Raw genomic sequence first — 16,292 nt, 5'->3', positions numbered from 1 at the left:
CCCCGCGCGGGCCGTCAGATCGGGCTGGCTTCGGCTTCGTGCAGCAGGCGCATCACGTCTTCGGGGCGGCAAAGCTGGGTGGCGTCGGTCATAACCGCGGCGGCGGCGGCGGCGGAGCCCAGCGAAAGCGCCTCGTCATCGGGCTGGCCGCGGGCCATGGCCAGCACCAGCGCGGCGACGAAACTGTCGCCCGCACCGACGGTTGAACGCACGCGCACCCTGGGCGCGGGCGAGAACAGCCGCTGATCGGCGGTGGCCAGCACGTTGCCATCGGCCCCGCGCGCCACCACCACCTTGCGCGCCACGCCCTTGCGCACCAGACCTTGCGCGAAATCGGCGGTGTCCTTGCGGTCGGTCAGCGCGTGGCCGGTCAGGCTTTCGGCCTCTTCCCCGTCCATCCGCAGCACTTCCAGCCCGGGGATGGGGTGCCTGACCGCCTCGAGCAGCGGTTTGCCCGAGGTATCGAGCACGACCTTGCTGTCGGGCATCGATTCGGCCAGTTGCGAGGCGAAGTCGATCGGGGTGCCGGGCGGCTGGCTGCCCGAGATCACCGAATAGCCGCCGGGGCGCGAGGTGGCGCGCAAGAGGGTGAAGACATGCGCCCGTTCGGCGGCCCCCCAGACCGGGCCGGGCAGCATGAAGCGGTATTGCTTGCCGGTTGATTCCTCGTTCACGGTCAGCGATTGCCGGGTTTCGCCGGGGCCAAGGATCGACAGGAAGGTGACGCCCGCGTGGCGGATCAGCCCGGCGAGCCGGTCGCCGGTCAGGCCGCCAAGCGCCACCAGCGCCAGGCTTTCGCCGCCAAGCGCCCGGATGGCGCGGCTGACGTTCAGCCCGCCGCCGCCCGGGTCCAGCAGCGGATCGGCGCAGCGCAGTTTCTGGCCCGGCACCACTTCGGGCACCTCGGTTGCCATGTCGAGCGCGGGGTTCAGCGTCAGCGTAAGGATCGGGGCGGTTTCGGCCATTCATGCACCTGTCTGTCGGTGCAACCTTAGACTGCGCATCTGGCAAGGTGAACCCCTGCGCACGGATGCACGATGTCTGCGCGGGCATCGCCAATGGCCGGCGTGGCTGCGGGGCCATAAGTTGGGGGCATAGACACCGCACCGTCCCGAAGAAAGGGCCACCGCAATGAGCGCCGTCAAACTTGCCGTCATCTATTACTCTACCTATGGCACCAATCACGCCATGGCCGAAATCGCCGCCGAGGCCGCCCGCGCCGCCGGGGCCGAGGTGCGCCTGCTGCGTGTGGCCGAAACCGCGCCCGAGGCGGTGGTGAACAGCCAGGATGCCTGGAAGGCCGCGCTTGAAAAGCAAAGCGTCGTGCCGGTTGCCACGCCGGAAGACATGGAATGGGCCAATGCCTATCTGTTCAGCGGCCCGACCCGCTTTGGTCAGGCCAGCAGCCAGATCCGGGCGTTCATCGACACGCTGGGCGGGGTCTGGTTCAAGGGCGGGCTGGCCAACAAGGCGATCAGCGCCATGACCAGCGCGCAGAATACCCATGGCGGGCAGGAAGCCACGCTTCTGGGGCTGTACACCAGCTTCCTGCATTGGGGCTCGATCATCGTGGCGCCGGGCTTTACCGATGCCGCCATTCCCGCCGCCGGCGGCAACCCCTATGGCTACAGCCACACCCAGGGCAAGGAACTGGACGAAAAGGCGCGGGCCGCCATTGGCCATCAGGCCAAGCGTCTGGTCGAGATTGCGGCCAAGCTGGCCGCCTGATCGGGCATCCGGGCCTGACGGGAATTGCGGGGCGGCTTCGGCCGCCCCTTTTCCGTTGCCTCAGTCGTTCAGCAGCAGTTGATAGCTGGCGGGCACGAAGCGGAAGCCGGCATCCCTGGCCTCGACATAGCCGAGGGCGGGGAAGGGCAGGTGATAGCCGATGAAGGGGATGCGGTCGGCGGCGATCATGCCGAAGACCTGTTTGCGGGTCGCGGCGGCGGCGGGTTTGTCGGCGTCGAAGCGCACCTCCCAGTCGGGGTATTGCAGCGACCAGACGTAATGGTTCGCCGTGTCGGCGGTGATCGCCAGTTGCTGGCCGCCGGATTCCAGCATCCAGGCCATGTGGCCGGGGCTGTGGCCGAAGGCTTCGATCGCGGTGATGCCGGGCGCGGCGGTGCCGCCGCCTTCGACGAAGGTGGTCTTTTCGGCCAGCGGGCGGACGTTCTTGTCAAACCCTTCGTTCCCGGCCTGTGCCCAGTGGTTGTGCTCGACGCTGCCGGTCACATAGCGGGCGTTCGGATAGGCGGGGGTCGTGCCGTCGGCGGCCATCAGCCCGCCGATATGGTCGCCGTGCATGTGGGTCAGCACCACCACGTCAATCTGGTCGGGGGTGATCCCTGCCGCGGAGAGCGCGGCCCCCAACCCTTCGGCCGACAGGCCGGTGTCGAACAGCACCAGTTCGGCCCCGGTGTTCACCAGCGTGGGGGTGAAATAGTTGTGCGTCCTGTCCGCCGGCAGGAAGGCGGCGGCCGAGGCGGCGGCGAACTCCTCGGGCGGGACGTTCAGGCCAAAGGTTTCCTGCGGCTTGTCGCCGGTGCGGGTGCCGGCCAGAAGCGTGGTCACCTCGAACCCGCCCAGCCGGAAGCGGTGGAACAGTGGCAGCGCCGACCCTTGCAGATCGGCCCGCGCGGCGGCGGGGCGGGGCAGGGCGGCGCCAAGCGGAAGGGCAGCGGCGGCCATAAGCGCCTGACGGCGGGACAGGGTCGTCATTCGGTCCTCCTTCGGTGATGTCTTGACGAAGGATAGGGCCCGAGGGCCGGCAGGCACATCAAACCGGCGTCATCGGCCCGCCTGCGCCGGCGGTCATTCCCACCAGCGGTCGACGGTGGCGATCTCTTCGTCGCTCCAGCCGAAGTGATGGGCAAGTTCGTGAATGGTCACATGGCTGACAAGCTCGGCGATGGAAACATCGCCGCGTTCGGCCCATTCATCCAGGATCGGGCGGCGGAACAGCCAGATCAGATCGGGGTGGGTGGGCTGGTCCGACACCGACTTCTCGGTCAGCGGGATGCCTTCATAAAGCCCTGTCAGTTCAAAGGGATCTTCCAGATCCATCGCGTGCAACAGATCTTCTGACGGAAAGTCCTCGACCCGCAGCACGACATGGGTTGCCGGTTCCCGCCACGGTTCGGGCAGGGTGGCGATGGTTTCGCGGGCGATCTGTTCGATCAGCTCAAGCGAGGGGGCGATGGAGTCATAGGACGGGTTGCTCATGGCCAAAAGATAGGCGGCGCGGGGGGCGGTGGGAAGGGGGCGGCGGCGGAAAGGCGCGCGGGGGCTGAAACTGGACAAGACGCGGGCCTTGTGACAGGAGAGGCGGGTTCAAGGAGCCCACCCATGACCCGCCCTGTTGTCACCCGCTTCGCCCCCTCGCCCACCGGATACATCCATGTGGGCAACCTGCGCACCGCGCTGATGAACTACCTGATCGCCCGCAAGTCGGGCGGGCAGTTCATCCTGCGTCTGGATGACACCGATCAGGAACGGTCAAAGCAGGAATATGCCGACGGGATCATGGCCGATCTTGATTGGCTGGGCCTGCACTGGGACCGCATCGAAAAGCAGTCGCTGCGCTATGACCGCTATCACGCGGCGGCGGACAAGCTGCGCGCCGATGGCCGGTTCTACGAATGTTTCGAGACGCCGACCGAACTGGACCTCAAGCGCAAGAAGCTGCTGGGGATGGGCAAGCCGCCGGTCTATGACCGGGCGTCGCTGGGCCTGTCGGACGATCAGAAGGCCGCCTTCCGGGCCGAGGGCCGGGCGGGATACTGGCGGTTCCTGCTGAACCAGACCCGGATCGAATGGCCGGATGGCATCATCGGGCCGGTGTCGATTGACGCCGCCAGCGTGTCGGACCCGGTGCTGATCCGCGCCGACGGGCAGGTGCTGTATACCTTCGCCTCGTCGGTGGACGACATCGAGATGGGCGTGACCCATATCGTTCGCGGGGCCGACCATGTGACCAATACCGCGACGCAGATCCAGATCATGGAAGCCATGGGCGGCACGCCGCCGGCCTTTGCGCACCATTCGCTGCTGACCGGCGCGCAAGGGGAAGAGCTGTCGAAACGGCTGGGCACGCTGTCGCTGCGCGACCTGCGCGCGCGGGGTGTCGAGCCGATGGCGCTGCTGTCGCTGATGGCGCGGCTGGGGTCTTCAAAGCCGGTGGAGCTGGCGTCCAGCATCGACGAGCTGGCCGAGGGCTTTGACGTGGAAAGTTTCGGCGCGGCGCCCACAAAGTTCGATGCTGAAGATCTTTTCCCGCTGACCCGGGGGGTCGTGCAGGGGTTTTCGTTCGATAAGGTCAAGGACCGGATTGCCGCGCTGGGCGTTCCCGAGCAGGAGGCCGAAGGGTTCTGGGCCATTGCCAAGGGCAATATCACCGTGCTGGACGATCTGGCCGGCTGGTGGAAGCTGTTCAGCGAAGGCGCCGCCCCGGTGGTGGACGAGGCCGACCGCGACTTCGTGGTTCAGGCGCTGGCCCTGCTGCCGGCGCAGCCCTGGACCACGGCGACCTGGGGCGAATGGACCGGCGCGGTCAAGGCCGCCACGGGCCGCAAGGGCAAGGATCTGTTCATGCCGCTGCGCAAGGCCCTGACCGGGCAGGCGCATGGTCCCGACATGTCTGAGCTGATGCCGCATCTGCGCAAGCGCCCGGTGATGTGACCGGCGGCGGACCGGGCCGTTTCCGGCCCGGCCCCCGGCAAGCTGTTTTCCGTTGAAATGGGACCGGGGGTTTTCGGTCGTGAGCGAACCGCAGGCAAAATTCGTCGGAGGAAGCCTCTTCCGGCATATCGTGGTGATGTCGCTGACGGCTTCGGTCGGGTTGATGGCGATCTTCATCGTCGACCTGATCAACATGGTCTACATCGGCTGGCTGAAAGACCCGGTGCTGACCGCCGCCGTGGGCTATGCCGGCGCGGTGATGTTCTTCGTGACCGCCTTCGGAATTGGCCTGTCCATCGGGGTTTCGGCGCTGGTGGCGCAGGCGGTGGGCGCGCGCGATCCGGGGCTGGCGAAGGAACGGGCGACCGCCGGTCTGGTGCTGAGCCTGATCTTCGGCACCGCGTTTTCGCTGCTGATCCTGGTCCTGCTGCCGCAGATCGTGGCGGCGCTGGGGGCCACCGGCGCCACGGCGGACGAGACGGTGCATTTCCTGCGCCTTTATACCCTGAGCCAGCCGATCCTGATTCTGGGCATCGTCGGCTCGGCCATCCTGCGCGCCTTTGGCGAGGCGCGGCGGGCGATGATGGTCACGGTCTGGGGCGCGGTGGTGCTGGCGGTGCTGGACCCGATCCTGATCCTTTGGGCGGGGCTGGATCTGACCGGCGCGGCGCTGGCGGGGGCCGGATCGCGGCTGGCGATGGCTGCCATGGCGCTGTGGCCGGTGTGGCGGCGGATCGGCGGCTTTGCGCCCCTGGGCGGCGCCATGCTGCGCAGGCTGCTGGGGCCGCTGTTCGGCATTTCGGGGCCGGCCATCCTGACGCAACTGGCCACGCCCGTGGGGCAGGCGCTGGTGACGCGGCTGGTGGCCGGCTTCGGCGAGGCCGCGGTTGCCGGCATGGCCATCGCCGGACGGCTGACGCCGGTGGCCTTTGCGATGATCTTTGCCCTGTCCGGCGCGCTGGGGCCGATCATCGGCCAGAACCTTGGCGCCGGCCGGATGGACCGGGTGCGGCAAAGCTTCGGCCAGGCGATCCTGTTCACCGGCATGGTGATCCTGACGGCCTCGGCCCTGCTGTTCCTGCTGCGCGCGCCGCTGGCCGACCTGTTCCATGCCGACGGGCTGACGCGCGAGCTGATCTTCCTGTTCTGCGGCCCGCTCAGCCTGCTGTTCTTCTTCAACGGGCTGATCTTCGTGGCCAATGCGGTCTGCAACAATCTGGGCGCGGCCTTCCAGTCCACGCTGATCAACTGGGCGCGGCACACGCTGGGCACCTTGCCCTTTGCCCTGCTGGGCGCCCAGTGGTGGGGGGCGCAGGGCGTGCTGATCGGGCAGGCCTTCGGCGGCGTCCTGTTCGGCCTGCTGGCCACCTGGCTGGCCTGGCGGGTGATCCTGCGGCGCACCGGCCCGGCGGCCGGGTGATGTCGCATCCGATCGGCATACGGTCGTATTCCGTTTTTCGCTTGCCGCCCCGTGGGGCGATGGGCTAACCATCCTTCATCAGATCGGGAGAATCCGGTGCCCTGGCGCCGGTGCCGAAGGAGCAACCGCCCCGGTAAACTCTCAGGCGCAAGGGACCGTTCTGACAACAGACTCTGGAGAGTGGCGTGAAAGCGCCCGCCGAAGGGATAACGATCTCAGGCGCCCGAAACCGGGCAAGGACAGAGGGGGCACCGGGCGGCAGGGGTACTGCTGCGAACGGTGCCGGGTGCGTATCCGGCGTAGGGTAGGGAGAGGCGGTTTGACCGACCTTTTGCGACTTGGGCTGCACGATCTGCACGTCGGCCTTCAGGGGAAGATGGTGCCTTTCGCGGGCTATGACATGCCGGTGCAATACGCCGCCGGGGTGATGAAGGAACATCTGCACACCCGCACGGCGGCCGGGCTGTTCGATGTCAGCCACATGGGGCAGGTGATCCTGCGGCCCAGGGCGGGCATGGCGGCGCTGGCGGCAGCGTTCGAGGCGATGATGCCGGTCGATGTGGCCGGTCTGGCCGAAGGGCGGCAGCGCTATGGCCTGTTCACCAATGAACAGGGGGGCATCCTGGACGACCTGATGTTTGCCAACCGGGGCGATCATCTGTTCGTCGTGGTGAACGCGGCCCGCAAGAGCCATGACATTCCGCATATGGCGGCGCATCTGGGCGCGGTGGCCGAGGTGGTTCCGGTTACCGACCGCGCGCTGCTGGCGTTGCAGGGGCCGCAGGCCGAAGCCGTGCTGGCCCGGCTGGTGCCCGGGACGGCGGCGATGCGCTTCATGGATGTGGGCATCTTCGGCGAGATCTGGGTCAGCCGGTCCGGCTATACCGGCGAGGACGGGTTCGAGATTTCGCTGCCGCAGGCGCGGGCCGAGGCCTTCGCCCGCGAACTGCTGGCGATGCCCGAGGTGCTGCCCATCGGCCTGGGCGCGCGCGACAGCCTTCGGCTGGAAGCGGGCTTGTGCCTGTATGGCCATGACATCGACGAAACCACCAGCCCGGTCGAGGCGGGGCTGACCTGGGCGATCCAGAAGGTGCGCCGCGCCGGTGGCGCCCGCGAAGGTGGCTTTCCCGGGGCGACCCGCATCCTGCGCGAACTGGCCGAAGGGCCGGAACGCTGCCGCGTGGGCCTGCGCCCCGATGGCCGCGCCCCCATGCGCGAAGGCACGGACCTGTTCGCCCCCGACGACACGCCGCTTGGCACCGTCACCTCGGGCGGCTTCGGCCCCTCGGTCGAGGTGCCGGTGGCCATGGGCTATGTGCCCCGCGCCTTTTCCGCCCCCGGCACCGCCCTTCTGGGCGAGGTCCGGGGCAAGAAGCTGCCAGTGACGGTGGCCGCCCTTCCTTTCCATCCCACAACCTACAAGCGCTGAGGCAAGACGATGAAATACACCAAGGAACACGAATGGCTGCGGGTTGAAGGCGATCTGGTCGTCGTCGGCATTACCGAACATGCCGCGACGCAGCTGGGCGATGTGGTCTTTGTCGAACTGCCCGACACCGACAGCATGGTTTCGGCGGGCGACGAGGTCTGCGTGATCGAAAGCGTCAAGGCCGCGTCCGACATTCTGGCCCCGGTCGATGGCGAGATTGTCGAGGTGAACGAAAAGCTGACAGACAATCCCGGTCTGGTGAACGAAGACCCGACCGGCGCCGCCTGGTTCTTCAAGATCAAGGTGGTCGATCTTTCGGTTCTGGACGAGTTCATGGACGAAGACGAATATGCCGAGTTGATCGGCTGACCCGTTCCGCCCGGGGCCGCCGGTCCCGGGCCTTTTTTCTTCGAAGAAAACTGCAAATTCCTTTGAAGGAGTTTGCCGCCCCCCGCGCCCGAGGATTTTGTCATGGCTTTCACGCCGACCGACTATAACCCCTATGATTTCGCCAACCGCCGCCATATCGGCCCCTCGCCGGCCGAGATGGAAGACATGCTGGCCGCCGTCGGCGTGCGCAGCCTGGACGAGCTGATTGACCAGACGGTCCCGGCCTCGATCCGGCAGGCGCGGCCGCTGGGCTGGGCGCCGCTGTCCGAACATGAGCTGACCGCGAAGATGACCGAGGTTGCGGCGAAGAACCGGGTGATGACCAGCCTGATCGGGCAGGGCTATTACGGCACCGTCACGCCGCCCGCGATCCAGCGCAACATCCTGGAAAACCCGGCCTGGTACACGGCCTATACCCCGTACCAGCCCGAAATCGCGCAGGGCCGGCTTGAGGCGCTGCTCAACTTCCAGACCATGGTCTGCGATCTGACCGGGCTGGACGTGGCCAATGCCAGCCTGCTGGACGAGGCGACGGCGGCGGCCGAGGCTATGGCCATGGCCGAACGGGTGGCCAAATCCAAGGCCAAGGCGTTCTTCGTGGACCGCTTCTGCCATCCGCAGACCATTGCGGTGATCCGCACCCGCGCGCTGCCGCTAGGGATCGAGGTCATCGAGGACATGGTGGAAAACCTGGACCCGGCAAAGGTGTTCGGCGCGATCTTCCAGTATCCGGGCAGCTATGGCCATGTCCGCGACTATACCGCCGAAATCGCCGCGCTGCATGGCGCCGGGGCGGTGGCCGTGGTGGCGACCGACCTGCTGGCGCTGTGCCTGCTGAAGGAGCCCGGCGCGATGGGGGCCGATATTGCGATCGGCTCGTCGCAGCGGTTCGGCGTGCAGATGGGCTATGGCGGCCCGCACGCCGCCTTCATGGCGGTGAAGGATGCCCACAAGCGGCAGATGCCGGGGCGTATCGTCGGCGTCTCGATCGACGCCAATGGCAACAAGGCCTATCGCCTGTCGCTGCAGACCCGCGAACAGCATATCCGGCGCGAGAAGGCCACGTCGAACGTCTGCACCGCGCAGGCGCTGCTGGCGGTGATGGCCAGCATGTATGCGGTGTTCCACGGGCCGAAGGGGCTGCGCGCGATTGCCGAACGGGTGCATCTGCGCACGCAGCGGCTGGCGCGCGCGCTGAAGGCGGCGGGGGCCAAGGTTTCGCCCAAGGCGTTCTTCGACACGATCACGGTCGAGGTGGGCGTGGGGCAGGCCGGTATTCTGGCCGCCGCCCGGGCCGAGGGGCTGAACTTCCGCAAGATCGGCAACAACCGCGTGGGCATCAGCCTGGACGAGACCACCGATGAACGGGTGCTGGTCAAGGTGCTGCGCGCCTTCGGGATTCTGGGCCTGCCGCCGCATCGCGCCGCGCTGGGCTTTCCCGAAGAGATGCTGCGCACCTCGGACTATCTGACCCATCCGGTGTTCCACATGAACCGCGCGGAATCCGAGATGATGCGCTATATGCGCCGGCTGTCGGACCGCGATCTGGCGCTGGACCGCGCGATGATCCCGCTGGGCAGTTGCACGATGAAGCTGAACGCGGCGGCCGAGATGATGCCGATCACCTGGCCCGAATTCGCCACGCTGCACCCCTTCGTGCCCGCCGATCAGGCCGCCGGCTATACCGAGGCGATCAACGACCTGACCGTGAAGCTGTGCGAGATCACCGGCTATGACGCCTTTTCCATGCAGCCGAACAGCGGCGCGCAGGGCGAATATGCCGGGCTGATGACGATCCTGGCCTATCACCGGGCGCGGGGCGACCATGACCGCAAGATCTGCCTGATCCCGATTTCGGCCCATGGCACCAACCCTGCCTCGGCCCAGATGGCCGGGATGGAGGTGGTGGTGGTCAAGTCCTCGCCCAACGGGGATGTGGATGTCGAGGATTTCCGCGCCAAGGCCGAGGCGGCGGGCAACCGGCTGGCCGCCTGCATGATCACCTATCCCTCGACCCATGGCGTGTTCGAGGAGACCGTGCGCGAGGTCTGCCAGATCACCCATGAATTCGGCGGGCAGGTCTATATCGACGGCGCCAACATGAACGCCATGGTGGGGCTGGTGAAACCCGGCGAGATCGGCGGCGATGTCAGCCACCTGAACCTGCACAAGACCTTTGCCATCCCGCATGGCGGCGGCGGCCCCGGCATGGGCCCGATCGGCGTGAAGGCGCATCTGGCGCCGCATCTGCCGGGCCACCCGGAAACCGGCGGGGCCGAAGGGCCGGTCAGCGCGGCACCCTACGGGTCGGCGTCGATCCTGCTGATTTCCTGGGCCTATTGCCTGATGATGGGCGGGGCGGGGCTGACGCAGGCGACGCGGGTGGCGATCCTGAACGCCAACTACATCGCGGCGCGGCTGAAGGGGGCCTACGGGGTGCTTTACATGGGCAACAAGGGCCGGGTCGCGCATGAGTGCATCCTGGACACCCGGCCCTTCGCCGAGGCGGGCGTCACCGTGGACGACATCGCCAAGCGGCTGATCGACAACGGCTTCCACGCGCCCACCATGAGCTGGCCGGTGGCCGGCACGCTGATGGTGGAACCCACGGAATCCGAGACCAAGGCCGAGATCGACCGCTTCATCACCGCGCTTCTGGCCATCCGCGAGGAAATCGCGGCGGTGGAGAAGGGCGAGATCAGCGCCGAGGACAGCCCGCTGCGCCACGCCCCGCATACGGTTGAGGATCTGGTGGCCGACTGGACGCGGAAATACCCGCGCGAGCAGGGCTGCTTCCCGCCCGGATCGTTCCGGGAAGACAAGTACTGGCCGCCGGTCGGGCGGGTGGACAACGTCTACGGCGACCGCAACCTGGTCTGCACCTGCCCGCCGGTCGACTCCTATGCGCAGGCGGCGGAATAGCCCCACCGGGGCGCTGCTTCGGCGGATCTGAACTCAGGGGCGGCCGCCAAGGCCGCCCTTTCTCAATCCCGGTCCGGGGCGCCAAGCGGGAAGAACGGGCGGAAATCGCGCGCCTCGTCCACGGCGCGGGCAAAGGACGGGCGGGCCAGCAGCCGCGCGCGATAGGCCCGCAGGCCGGGGCAACTGTCGGGGATCGGATGCACCCAGTCGGCGTAGAACAGCGCCGGCGCGGCGGCACAATCGGCCATCGAGAAGCTGTCGCCCGCGGCCCAGGTCCGGCCGGCCAGATGCCCTTCGGCCCAGGTATAGGCGCGCGGCAGCTTTTCCGCCGAAAGCGCAAGGCCATCGGCCCGCTTGACCGGATCGCCTGTCAGCGCCCCGTCCACCGCATGTTGGGCCGCGTTCATCACATGCAGGTCGAAGAAGCGGTCCATGAACCGCACCTCAAGCGCCTGCATCGGATCATCGGGCAACAGCGGCACCGGGCCGGGATGGGCAAGATGCAGGTATTCGATGATGATGCTGGTCTCGACCACCTGCCGGTCGCCATCGACCAGCAGCGGGAACCGCCGCAGCGGCCAGCGGCGCAGCCATTCGGTGGTGTTCTCGGGCGTGTCAGGGCCAAGCGACCGCAGCTCGAACGGCAGCGCGTTTTCATAAAGCGCGACCAGCACCTTCTGCGTGTAGGACGAGAAGCGGTGGCCATAAAGGGCGAGGGGCATCTGGAACCTGCAAAGCTGAAAGGAGCCGGGCCGAAGCAGGCTGGCACGCCGGCGCCTGCCGGGCAACCGGAACATCGCTTGCCGACAATGCGCCGGAACCCGTGATCCAGGCCGGGCGCCCCTCGGCCCTTGATCCCGCAGCGGCCCATGCCCAGCAGCAAACCAATCGCAAACCCCGCCACGCGCGCGGCCGGGAATTATCGGTTTGTTTCAAGGGGAGAAAAATGGTGCTGCAAGAGAGGATTGAAGTCTCACTTGAGCGGTCTAACCCATTGATAGTGCTGGCATCTCGCAGTTGTGTCGCGTCCTATCTGCACTCTCTCTATGCACCAGTTGGTCGAGTTGATCAAGCGTAACAGATGAACCGCTTCAGGCCGCCGCATAGATCGCGAAAGGACACTTACCTCCCTAGGGACCAATCTCCATCATGCTGACGCGTGTGACCACTGAAAGGTCCAACATCTCGCAGAAGAACCCTCTGGTTTTCCAACCTCCTGATATGTAGCCTCCTGCCCAGTTCGCCCCACCAGAGCGTGCCGCAGGGGTCACATGCGATAGGAAGAAGTTTGAAGACAGAAGACATTACTTTGTTGCTCGGTGATGCGACCGAACAGATGAGAAAGCTTCCTCGATCATCTGTCCAACTAGTCGTTTCGTCGCCTCCGTATAATATAGGAAAGATATACGAACGGGACCAGAAACTGTCACTCGAAGCTTATCTTTCGTGGCAAGCTGAAATAATATCAGAGGTTGCCGATCTGCTTGTCGATGGCGGAAGTGTTTGTTGGCAGACTGGAAACTACGTATCAAATGGAGAACTATTTCCCCTTGATGTTCACTTTTACAGCATATTCAAGGAGAAGAGCTTCAAGCTAAGGAATAGAATTATCTGGAAGTTCAATTTTGGACTGAATGCTGATAAGCGATTCTCCGGGAGGTACGAGACCCTGCTTTGGCTGACGAAGGGCGACAATTACAAGTTCAACCTTGACCCAGTAAGAGTTCCACAGATCTACCCCGGAAAGAGGCATAGCCTCAACAAGGGGGCGAAGGCAGGATTACCAAGTGGCAACCCGTTAGGTAAGAATCCTGCAGACGTTTGGGAATTTAGTGCTGAGAAAGACTTTGTGGTTAATCCGGTGTGGGACATTCCGAACGTAAAGAACAACCACCCCGAGAAGACGTCTCATCCATGTCAGTATCCTGTTGAGCTTGCTGAGCGGTGTGTTCTCGCGCTCACCGATAAGGGTGATACTGTTCTGGATCCCTTCGTTGGAGTTGGATCGACGCTCCTCGCTGCAGCAAAGCATGGACGAGTTGGTATCGGCATCGATCGCGAACCGGAGTATATAGAAATAGCAGAAGATCGATTGAGGAAGTTCCGCAGTGGAGAACTCATTACACGACCGCTTGGGAAGCCCGTAAGAAGACCCCGTGAGAGCGAGAGTGTGGCACGAGTTCCTGACGAGTGGCTGAAGCAGGGAGGTGATGCATGAAGTCTACTAAGATGAAGCCGACCAAGAAAGCAAAGAAGAAGACACCAAAGCTTTCCATTGAAGAGAAGCGTGAGAGAAGATTGCAGAGCAATCACAAGAAACTGATTAGAACTACTTTTGATGCATTTGGATTCTCTCGCTCCAAGTCTGTTGCTGATAAAGAGTTCACTTATGATGGTGCGACATCTGACTTTGATGACGTCTTCATCAGAGATAATGTAATTATCTTGGTCGAGTACACTACATCCGGGGAGTCAAAGGTAAGCGAACATCTCAAGAAGAAGCACATTCTGTACCAAAAGATAACTGCGAATGCGTCTGCCTTCTTCGATTTCTTAAAGAAGAACTTCGCTGGATTTTCGGGTGAAGTGGATAGCACCTACCTTCCCCACCAGATCCGGATAAGAATTCTATATTGCTCTCTGAACCCGGTAAGCAGCACAACCAAAAACTTGGTCCCTGACCCCTACTATTACGACTATAACGTCGCCAAGTATTTTCGCGCAACCTCCCTTGCAACAAGACAATCTGGGCGCTTTGAGGTGTTTGAGTTTCTGAACCTTAAAAGTGACGAGATCGGAGATCGCGTAAAGACCAAATCAGTATCATCTGATCGCTTTAGCGGGTCTGTCTTGCCGGAAGGCCACTCAAACTTTGGAACGGGATTCAAAGTTGTCTCCTTTTACGCAAATCCAAAGGCGATCCTTTCTCGTTCATATGTCTTGAGGCGAGGCGGATGGAGAGATGGTGGTGCGGCCTACCAAAGAATGATTGATGTTTCAAAGATACTTAACATTCGCAAGTATCTAAAGGAAGAGCGTAGGGTTTTTATCAATAACATTATTGTCACGCTGCCCGCAGACACCAAAATTGTTGATGATGAAGGAAACACGATCAAGCCTGACTCTGTGCAAGACACTAGTCCCGCAAACATCCAGCTTACATCTGATTTCAATTCTATCGGGTTAATTGATGGTCAGCACCGCGTCATGTCTTATCATGAGGGCGGAATATTCGATGAAGAGATATCCGTTATGCGAGACCAGCAGAATCTTCTTATTACCGGTATTGTTTTTCCGGTCGGCATGAGTGATTTGGATAAGCTTAAGTTCGAGGCAAAGGTCTTTCTTGAAATTAACTCTCAGCAGACACGAGTTCGCTCTGACATCAGGCAAGAGATAAACGCACTCCTTAGCCCATTCTCAAGTGAGGCTATTGCTAAACTTGTAATGAGGATGCTAAATGATGAACATGGACCCCTAAGGGATCATTTTGAGAGATTTACTTTCGAGAAGAACAAAGTAAAGACTGCAAGCATCGTTTCATTCGGGCTTCGACCTCTTGTTTCTCCAACCGCGGAGGCAGGACTTTTTAAGTTGTGGGATGCGGGCAAGCAGGCAAAGCTTTTAGAAGGAAGGGATGTGGCGCTTCTGAACGAGTACGCAGCTTTCTGCAGAACTGAGATTAACGCGCTCTTTTCGTCCGTGCGACACAGACTCACCTCGACTAGATGGACAGCAGATCGTTCTGTTGAAGGAAGCTTTCTGAATACAACTAACATCAACGGTGTGATTGCGCTGCTTCGACGCATCACGAAAACTGGTAAGTTGCATGACTTTGAATACTATTCAGGAAAGCTTGAAGACTTGGATAGCTTTGTCTTCAACTTCAAATCAAGCCAGTACGGATCTTTGGGGGATCATTTGTTTGATAGTTTTTTTGCGGAAGAGTGATTTTGTCCCGAAGCGGCAGGATTGTTTAGTGACTCAATCGGATCAGGTGCCTTGATACCTGCGCTGCAGTCCATTCTCCACCTCGGGCTGTTTTGATCCCCAACCGCGACAGTTCTGTTGCGATCTCGCGTAGGGACTTCCCCGCCTGCCGCATGGGCAGCAGCACTCCCTGCAGATCCGTAGCGCGGCGCTGGGCGTTGCGCTTGACCACTTCGTTACGCTTCATCGTAGCATCACGCAGGCCTCCCAGTACCTTCCCCTTGGCCTTCGCTGCGGCCAGAGCTGCCTTGGTGCGACGTGAGATGAAGTCACGCTCCTGCTCGGCCAGCGCGGCGTAGATGTGGAGCTGGAACTTGTCAGCATGGGGCATGGACGCCACGCGGAAGCTCAGGCGCTTGTCCTTCAGCAAGGTGGCGATGAACGCTACATCGCGGCTGAGGCGGTCCAGCTTGGCGACCAGCAGCTCGGCCCTTGTGCGCCTGGCCAGAGCGATGGCCTTGGCGAGTTCGGGGCGATCATCGTTCCCACCGCTTTCCACGTCTACGAACTCGGCCACGACCTCGAAGGGAACTTCGGAGAAGGTCTCAAGGTATAGCTGCATGTCACGGTCTTGAGCTTCAAGCCCAAGGCCACTGCGGCCCTGCTCTGCCGTGCTGACGCGCTTGTAGGTGACGTATTGCTTCATGAGGCTTCCTCCTCTCTTCGTCTGGAAAGAAAGGTAGGCAAGCGCGTATCAAACGTCAATGATCGTTGTGATTGATATGACTCGTTCTTGTGGCAGGGATAGAAGGGGGGGAGGGAAGGGTGCAGCCGGTAGGGTAAGACGGGGAACTGGGCCGTTAGCGCTGGGCTGCAGATCGTGCGGCGCTGAGGGAATGGGATGACCCCCGCCACGGGTAGACCCCCGGGTATGGGGGAAAACGCGCTGCGATGGAGTAACGGTAGGCCGCTCAGATTTACGCCGCGAAAACATGCCGGGGTCGCTTCAGCTTGAAGCCACCGCTTCCCGCTTCGCTCCCTTCATCGCCCCCCCACGATCTCGACCCTCTCAACCGAAACGCGGGTCACGGGGGCGATGAGGTCGGCGACCTTTTTGTTGTGATCGGCGAAGCGGTAGGTGTTGAACTTCTCGCGGATGGTGGGGTCTTTCGGGGTCTTTTCCTTGGACTGGTCCAAGGTGCGGGACAAGTTCGTGGGTGGCTGTAGCTGAGGGTCAAGCCTGAGCTTCGTTCCTTGGGGGATGGTGGTGGAGGGGATGGTCGCTACACGTCAAGCTGAAGCTACCCCCTGCACTCTCCTCCCCCCAAACCCGATAGCGTTGAGCCGGTAGCTTAAGCTATGACCCTGATACCCTATCTTGGTCTGCATCCGCAGATGCCCCCCTTACCCCCCACGGCTCATGGGTCAGGCAAGAGTGGCACCGGCTATGCATCCCAAGTCTTGGTCTTGCAGCTACCGCTAGAGAGGCCCCCACAGAGGTCTTCCTCTGCAATGGTGGCACCT

General features: G+C 63.0%; 14 protein-coding genes and 2 riboswitches. Of the genes, 8 read left to right on the top strand and 6 right to left on the bottom strand.

Annotation, left to right across the window (positions count from 1 at the left end; all coding sequences use genetic code 11):
- Positions 1–14: 14 nt before the first annotated feature.
- Positions 15–965 carry a 1-phosphofructokinase family hexose kinase gene (locus tag B6K69_RS06405; protein ID WP_108643191.1) on the bottom strand — a complete coding sequence of 317 codons (951 nt, stop codon included), beginning with the start codon at positions 963–965 and terminating at the stop codon, positions 15–17.
- A 166-nt stretch (positions 966–1,131) separates the two neighbouring features.
- On the opposite strand from B6K69_RS06405, the gene wrbA reads away from it, so the two are divergent.
- Positions 1,132–1,728, top strand: coding sequence for an NAD(P)H:quinone oxidoreductase (gene wrbA, locus B6K69_RS06400; RefSeq protein ID WP_107672395.1), 597 nt, complete (start codon positions 1,132–1,134; stop codon positions 1,726–1,728).
- 60 nt (positions 1,729–1,788) lie between these two features.
- Here the strand turns inward: wrbA and B6K69_RS06395 are convergent, their stop codons facing one another.
- Both B6K69_RS06395 and B6K69_RS06390 read right to left on the bottom strand, forming a co-directional pair.
- Positions 1,789–2,718: an MBL fold metallo-hydrolase gene (locus B6K69_RS06395; RefSeq protein WP_108643190.1), complete on the bottom strand. Its 930-nt coding sequence runs from the start codon at positions 2,716–2,718 to the stop codon at positions 1,789–1,791.
- Positions 2,719–2,811: 93 nt separating this feature from the next.
- Positions 2,812–3,222, bottom strand: coding sequence for a metallopeptidase family protein (locus B6K69_RS06390; protein WP_107672397.1), 411 nt, complete (start codon positions 3,220–3,222; stop codon positions 2,812–2,814).
- Positions 3,223–3,345: 123 nt separating this feature from the next.
- On the opposite strand from B6K69_RS06390, the gene gltX reads away from it, so the two are divergent.
- The 5 genes from gltX (at position 3,346) to gcvP (ending at position 10,838) form a co-directional block, all read left to right on the top strand.
- Complete coding sequence (gltX, locus tag B6K69_RS06385) at positions 3,346–4,677, top strand: glutamate--tRNA ligase (RefSeq protein WP_108643189.1); 1,332 nt, start codon at positions 3,346–3,348, stop codon at positions 4,675–4,677.
- A 79-nt stretch (positions 4,678–4,756) separates the two neighbouring features.
- Complete coding sequence (locus B6K69_RS06380) at positions 4,757–6,097, top strand: MATE family efflux transporter (RefSeq protein ID WP_228156820.1); 1,341 nt, start codon at positions 4,757–4,759, stop codon at positions 6,095–6,097.
- 74 nt (positions 6,098–6,171) lie between these two features.
- A riboswitch (glycine riboswitch) is annotated at positions 6,172–6,265 on the top strand.
- 3 nt (positions 6,266–6,268) lie between these two features.
- Positions 6,269–6,342, top strand: a riboswitch (glycine riboswitch).
- A gap of 131 nt (positions 6,343–6,473) precedes the next feature.
- Complete coding sequence (gene gcvT / locus B6K69_RS06375) at positions 6,474–7,526, top strand: glycine cleavage system aminomethyltransferase GcvT (RefSeq protein WP_236939025.1); 1,053 nt, start codon at positions 6,474–6,476, stop codon at positions 7,524–7,526.
- 9 nt (positions 7,527–7,535) lie between these two features.
- Positions 7,536–7,895: a glycine cleavage system protein GcvH gene (gene gcvH, locus B6K69_RS06370; RefSeq protein WP_107672400.1), complete on the top strand. Its 360-nt coding sequence runs from the start codon at positions 7,536–7,538 to the stop codon at positions 7,893–7,895.
- A 102-nt stretch (positions 7,896–7,997) separates the two neighbouring features.
- Positions 7,998–10,838: an aminomethyl-transferring glycine dehydrogenase gene (gene gcvP, locus B6K69_RS06365; protein ID WP_108644807.1), complete on the top strand. Its 2,841-nt coding sequence runs from the start codon at positions 7,998–8,000 to the stop codon at positions 10,836–10,838.
- A gap of 62 nt (positions 10,839–10,900) precedes the next feature.
- On the opposite strand, the gene B6K69_RS06360 is transcribed toward gcvP, so the two are convergent.
- On the bottom strand, positions 10,901–11,560 hold the full coding sequence (locus tag B6K69_RS06360) for a glutathione S-transferase family protein (RefSeq protein ID WP_108643187.1): 660 nt from the start codon (positions 11,558–11,560) through the stop codon (positions 10,901–10,903).
- A gap of 566 nt (positions 11,561–12,126) precedes the next feature.
- Between B6K69_RS06360 and B6K69_RS06355 the strand changes: the two genes are divergently transcribed.
- Both B6K69_RS06355 and B6K69_RS06350 read left to right on the top strand, forming a co-directional pair.
- Positions 12,127–13,056, top strand: coding sequence for a DNA-methyltransferase (locus B6K69_RS06355; RefSeq protein WP_206340548.1), 930 nt, complete (start codon positions 12,127–12,129; stop codon positions 13,054–13,056).
- Between the two features lie 11 nt (positions 13,057–13,067).
- Entirely contained in the window at positions 13,068–14,789 is a 1,722-nt protein-coding gene (locus B6K69_RS06350; protein WP_164681898.1) for a DGQHR domain-containing protein, read from the top strand.
- Between the two features lie 25 nt (positions 14,790–14,814).
- On the opposite strand, the gene B6K69_RS06345 is transcribed toward B6K69_RS06350, so the two are convergent.
- Together B6K69_RS06345 and B6K69_RS18130 are read right to left on the bottom strand one after the other, a co-directional pair.
- Entirely contained in the window at positions 14,815–15,474 is a 660-nt protein-coding gene (locus B6K69_RS06345) for a recombinase family protein (RefSeq protein WP_108643185.1), read from the bottom strand.
- 335 nt (positions 15,475–15,809) lie between these two features.
- Positions 15,810–15,977 (bottom strand): hypothetical protein, encoded by a 168-nt coding sequence (locus B6K69_RS18130; RefSeq protein ID WP_164681841.1) that lies wholly within the window; start codon positions 15,975–15,977, stop codon positions 15,810–15,812.
- Positions 15,978–16,292 lie beyond the last annotated feature (315 nt).

The organism is Pseudogemmobacter blasticus (assembly GCF_003071405.1).
Lineage (GTDB): Bacteria > Pseudomonadota > Alphaproteobacteria > Rhodobacterales > Rhodobacteraceae > Pseudogemmobacter > Pseudogemmobacter blasticus.
Note: the sequence above shows the minus strand (reverse complement) of the source record. Positions and strands in the feature narration are given on the sequence as shown.

Excerpts from the sequence above, each read along its gene's own strand:
- B6K69_RS06405 (WP_108643191.1), bottom strand. The coding sequence starts at position 965 with ATGGCCGAAACCGCCCCGATCCTTACGCTGACGCTGAACCCCGCGCTC.
- wrbA (WP_107672395.1), top strand. The coding sequence starts at position 1,132 with ATGAGCGCCGTCAAACTTGCCGTCATCTATTACTCTACCTATGGCACC.
- B6K69_RS06395 (WP_108643190.1), bottom strand. The coding sequence starts at position 2,718 with ATGACGACCCTGTCCCGCCGTCAGGCGCTTATGGCCGCCGCTGCCCTT.
- B6K69_RS06390 (WP_107672397.1), bottom strand. The coding sequence starts at position 3,222 with ATGAGCAACCCGTCCTATGACTCCATCGCCCCCTCGCTTGAGCTGATC.
- gltX (WP_108643189.1), top strand. The coding sequence starts at position 3,346 with ATGACCCGCCCTGTTGTCACCCGCTTCGCCCCCTCGCCCACCGGATAC.
- gcvT (WP_236939025.1), top strand. The coding sequence starts at position 6,474 with ATGGTGCCTTTCGCGGGCTATGACATGCCGGTGCAATACGCCGCCGGG.
- gcvH (WP_107672400.1), top strand. The coding sequence starts at position 7,536 with ATGAAATACACCAAGGAACACGAATGGCTGCGGGTTGAAGGCGATCTG.
- gcvP (WP_108644807.1), top strand. The coding sequence starts at position 7,998 with ATGGCTTTCACGCCGACCGACTATAACCCCTATGATTTCGCCAACCGC.
- B6K69_RS06360 (WP_108643187.1), bottom strand. The coding sequence starts at position 11,560 with ATGCCCCTCGCCCTTTATGGCCACCGCTTCTCGTCCTACACGCAGAAG.
- B6K69_RS06350 (WP_164681898.1), top strand. The coding sequence starts at position 13,068 with ATGAAGCCGACCAAGAAAGCAAAGAAGAAGACACCAAAGCTTTCCATT.
- B6K69_RS06345 (WP_108643185.1), bottom strand. The coding sequence starts at position 15,474 with ATGAAGCAATACGTCACCTACAAGCGCGTCAGCACGGCAGAGCAGGGC.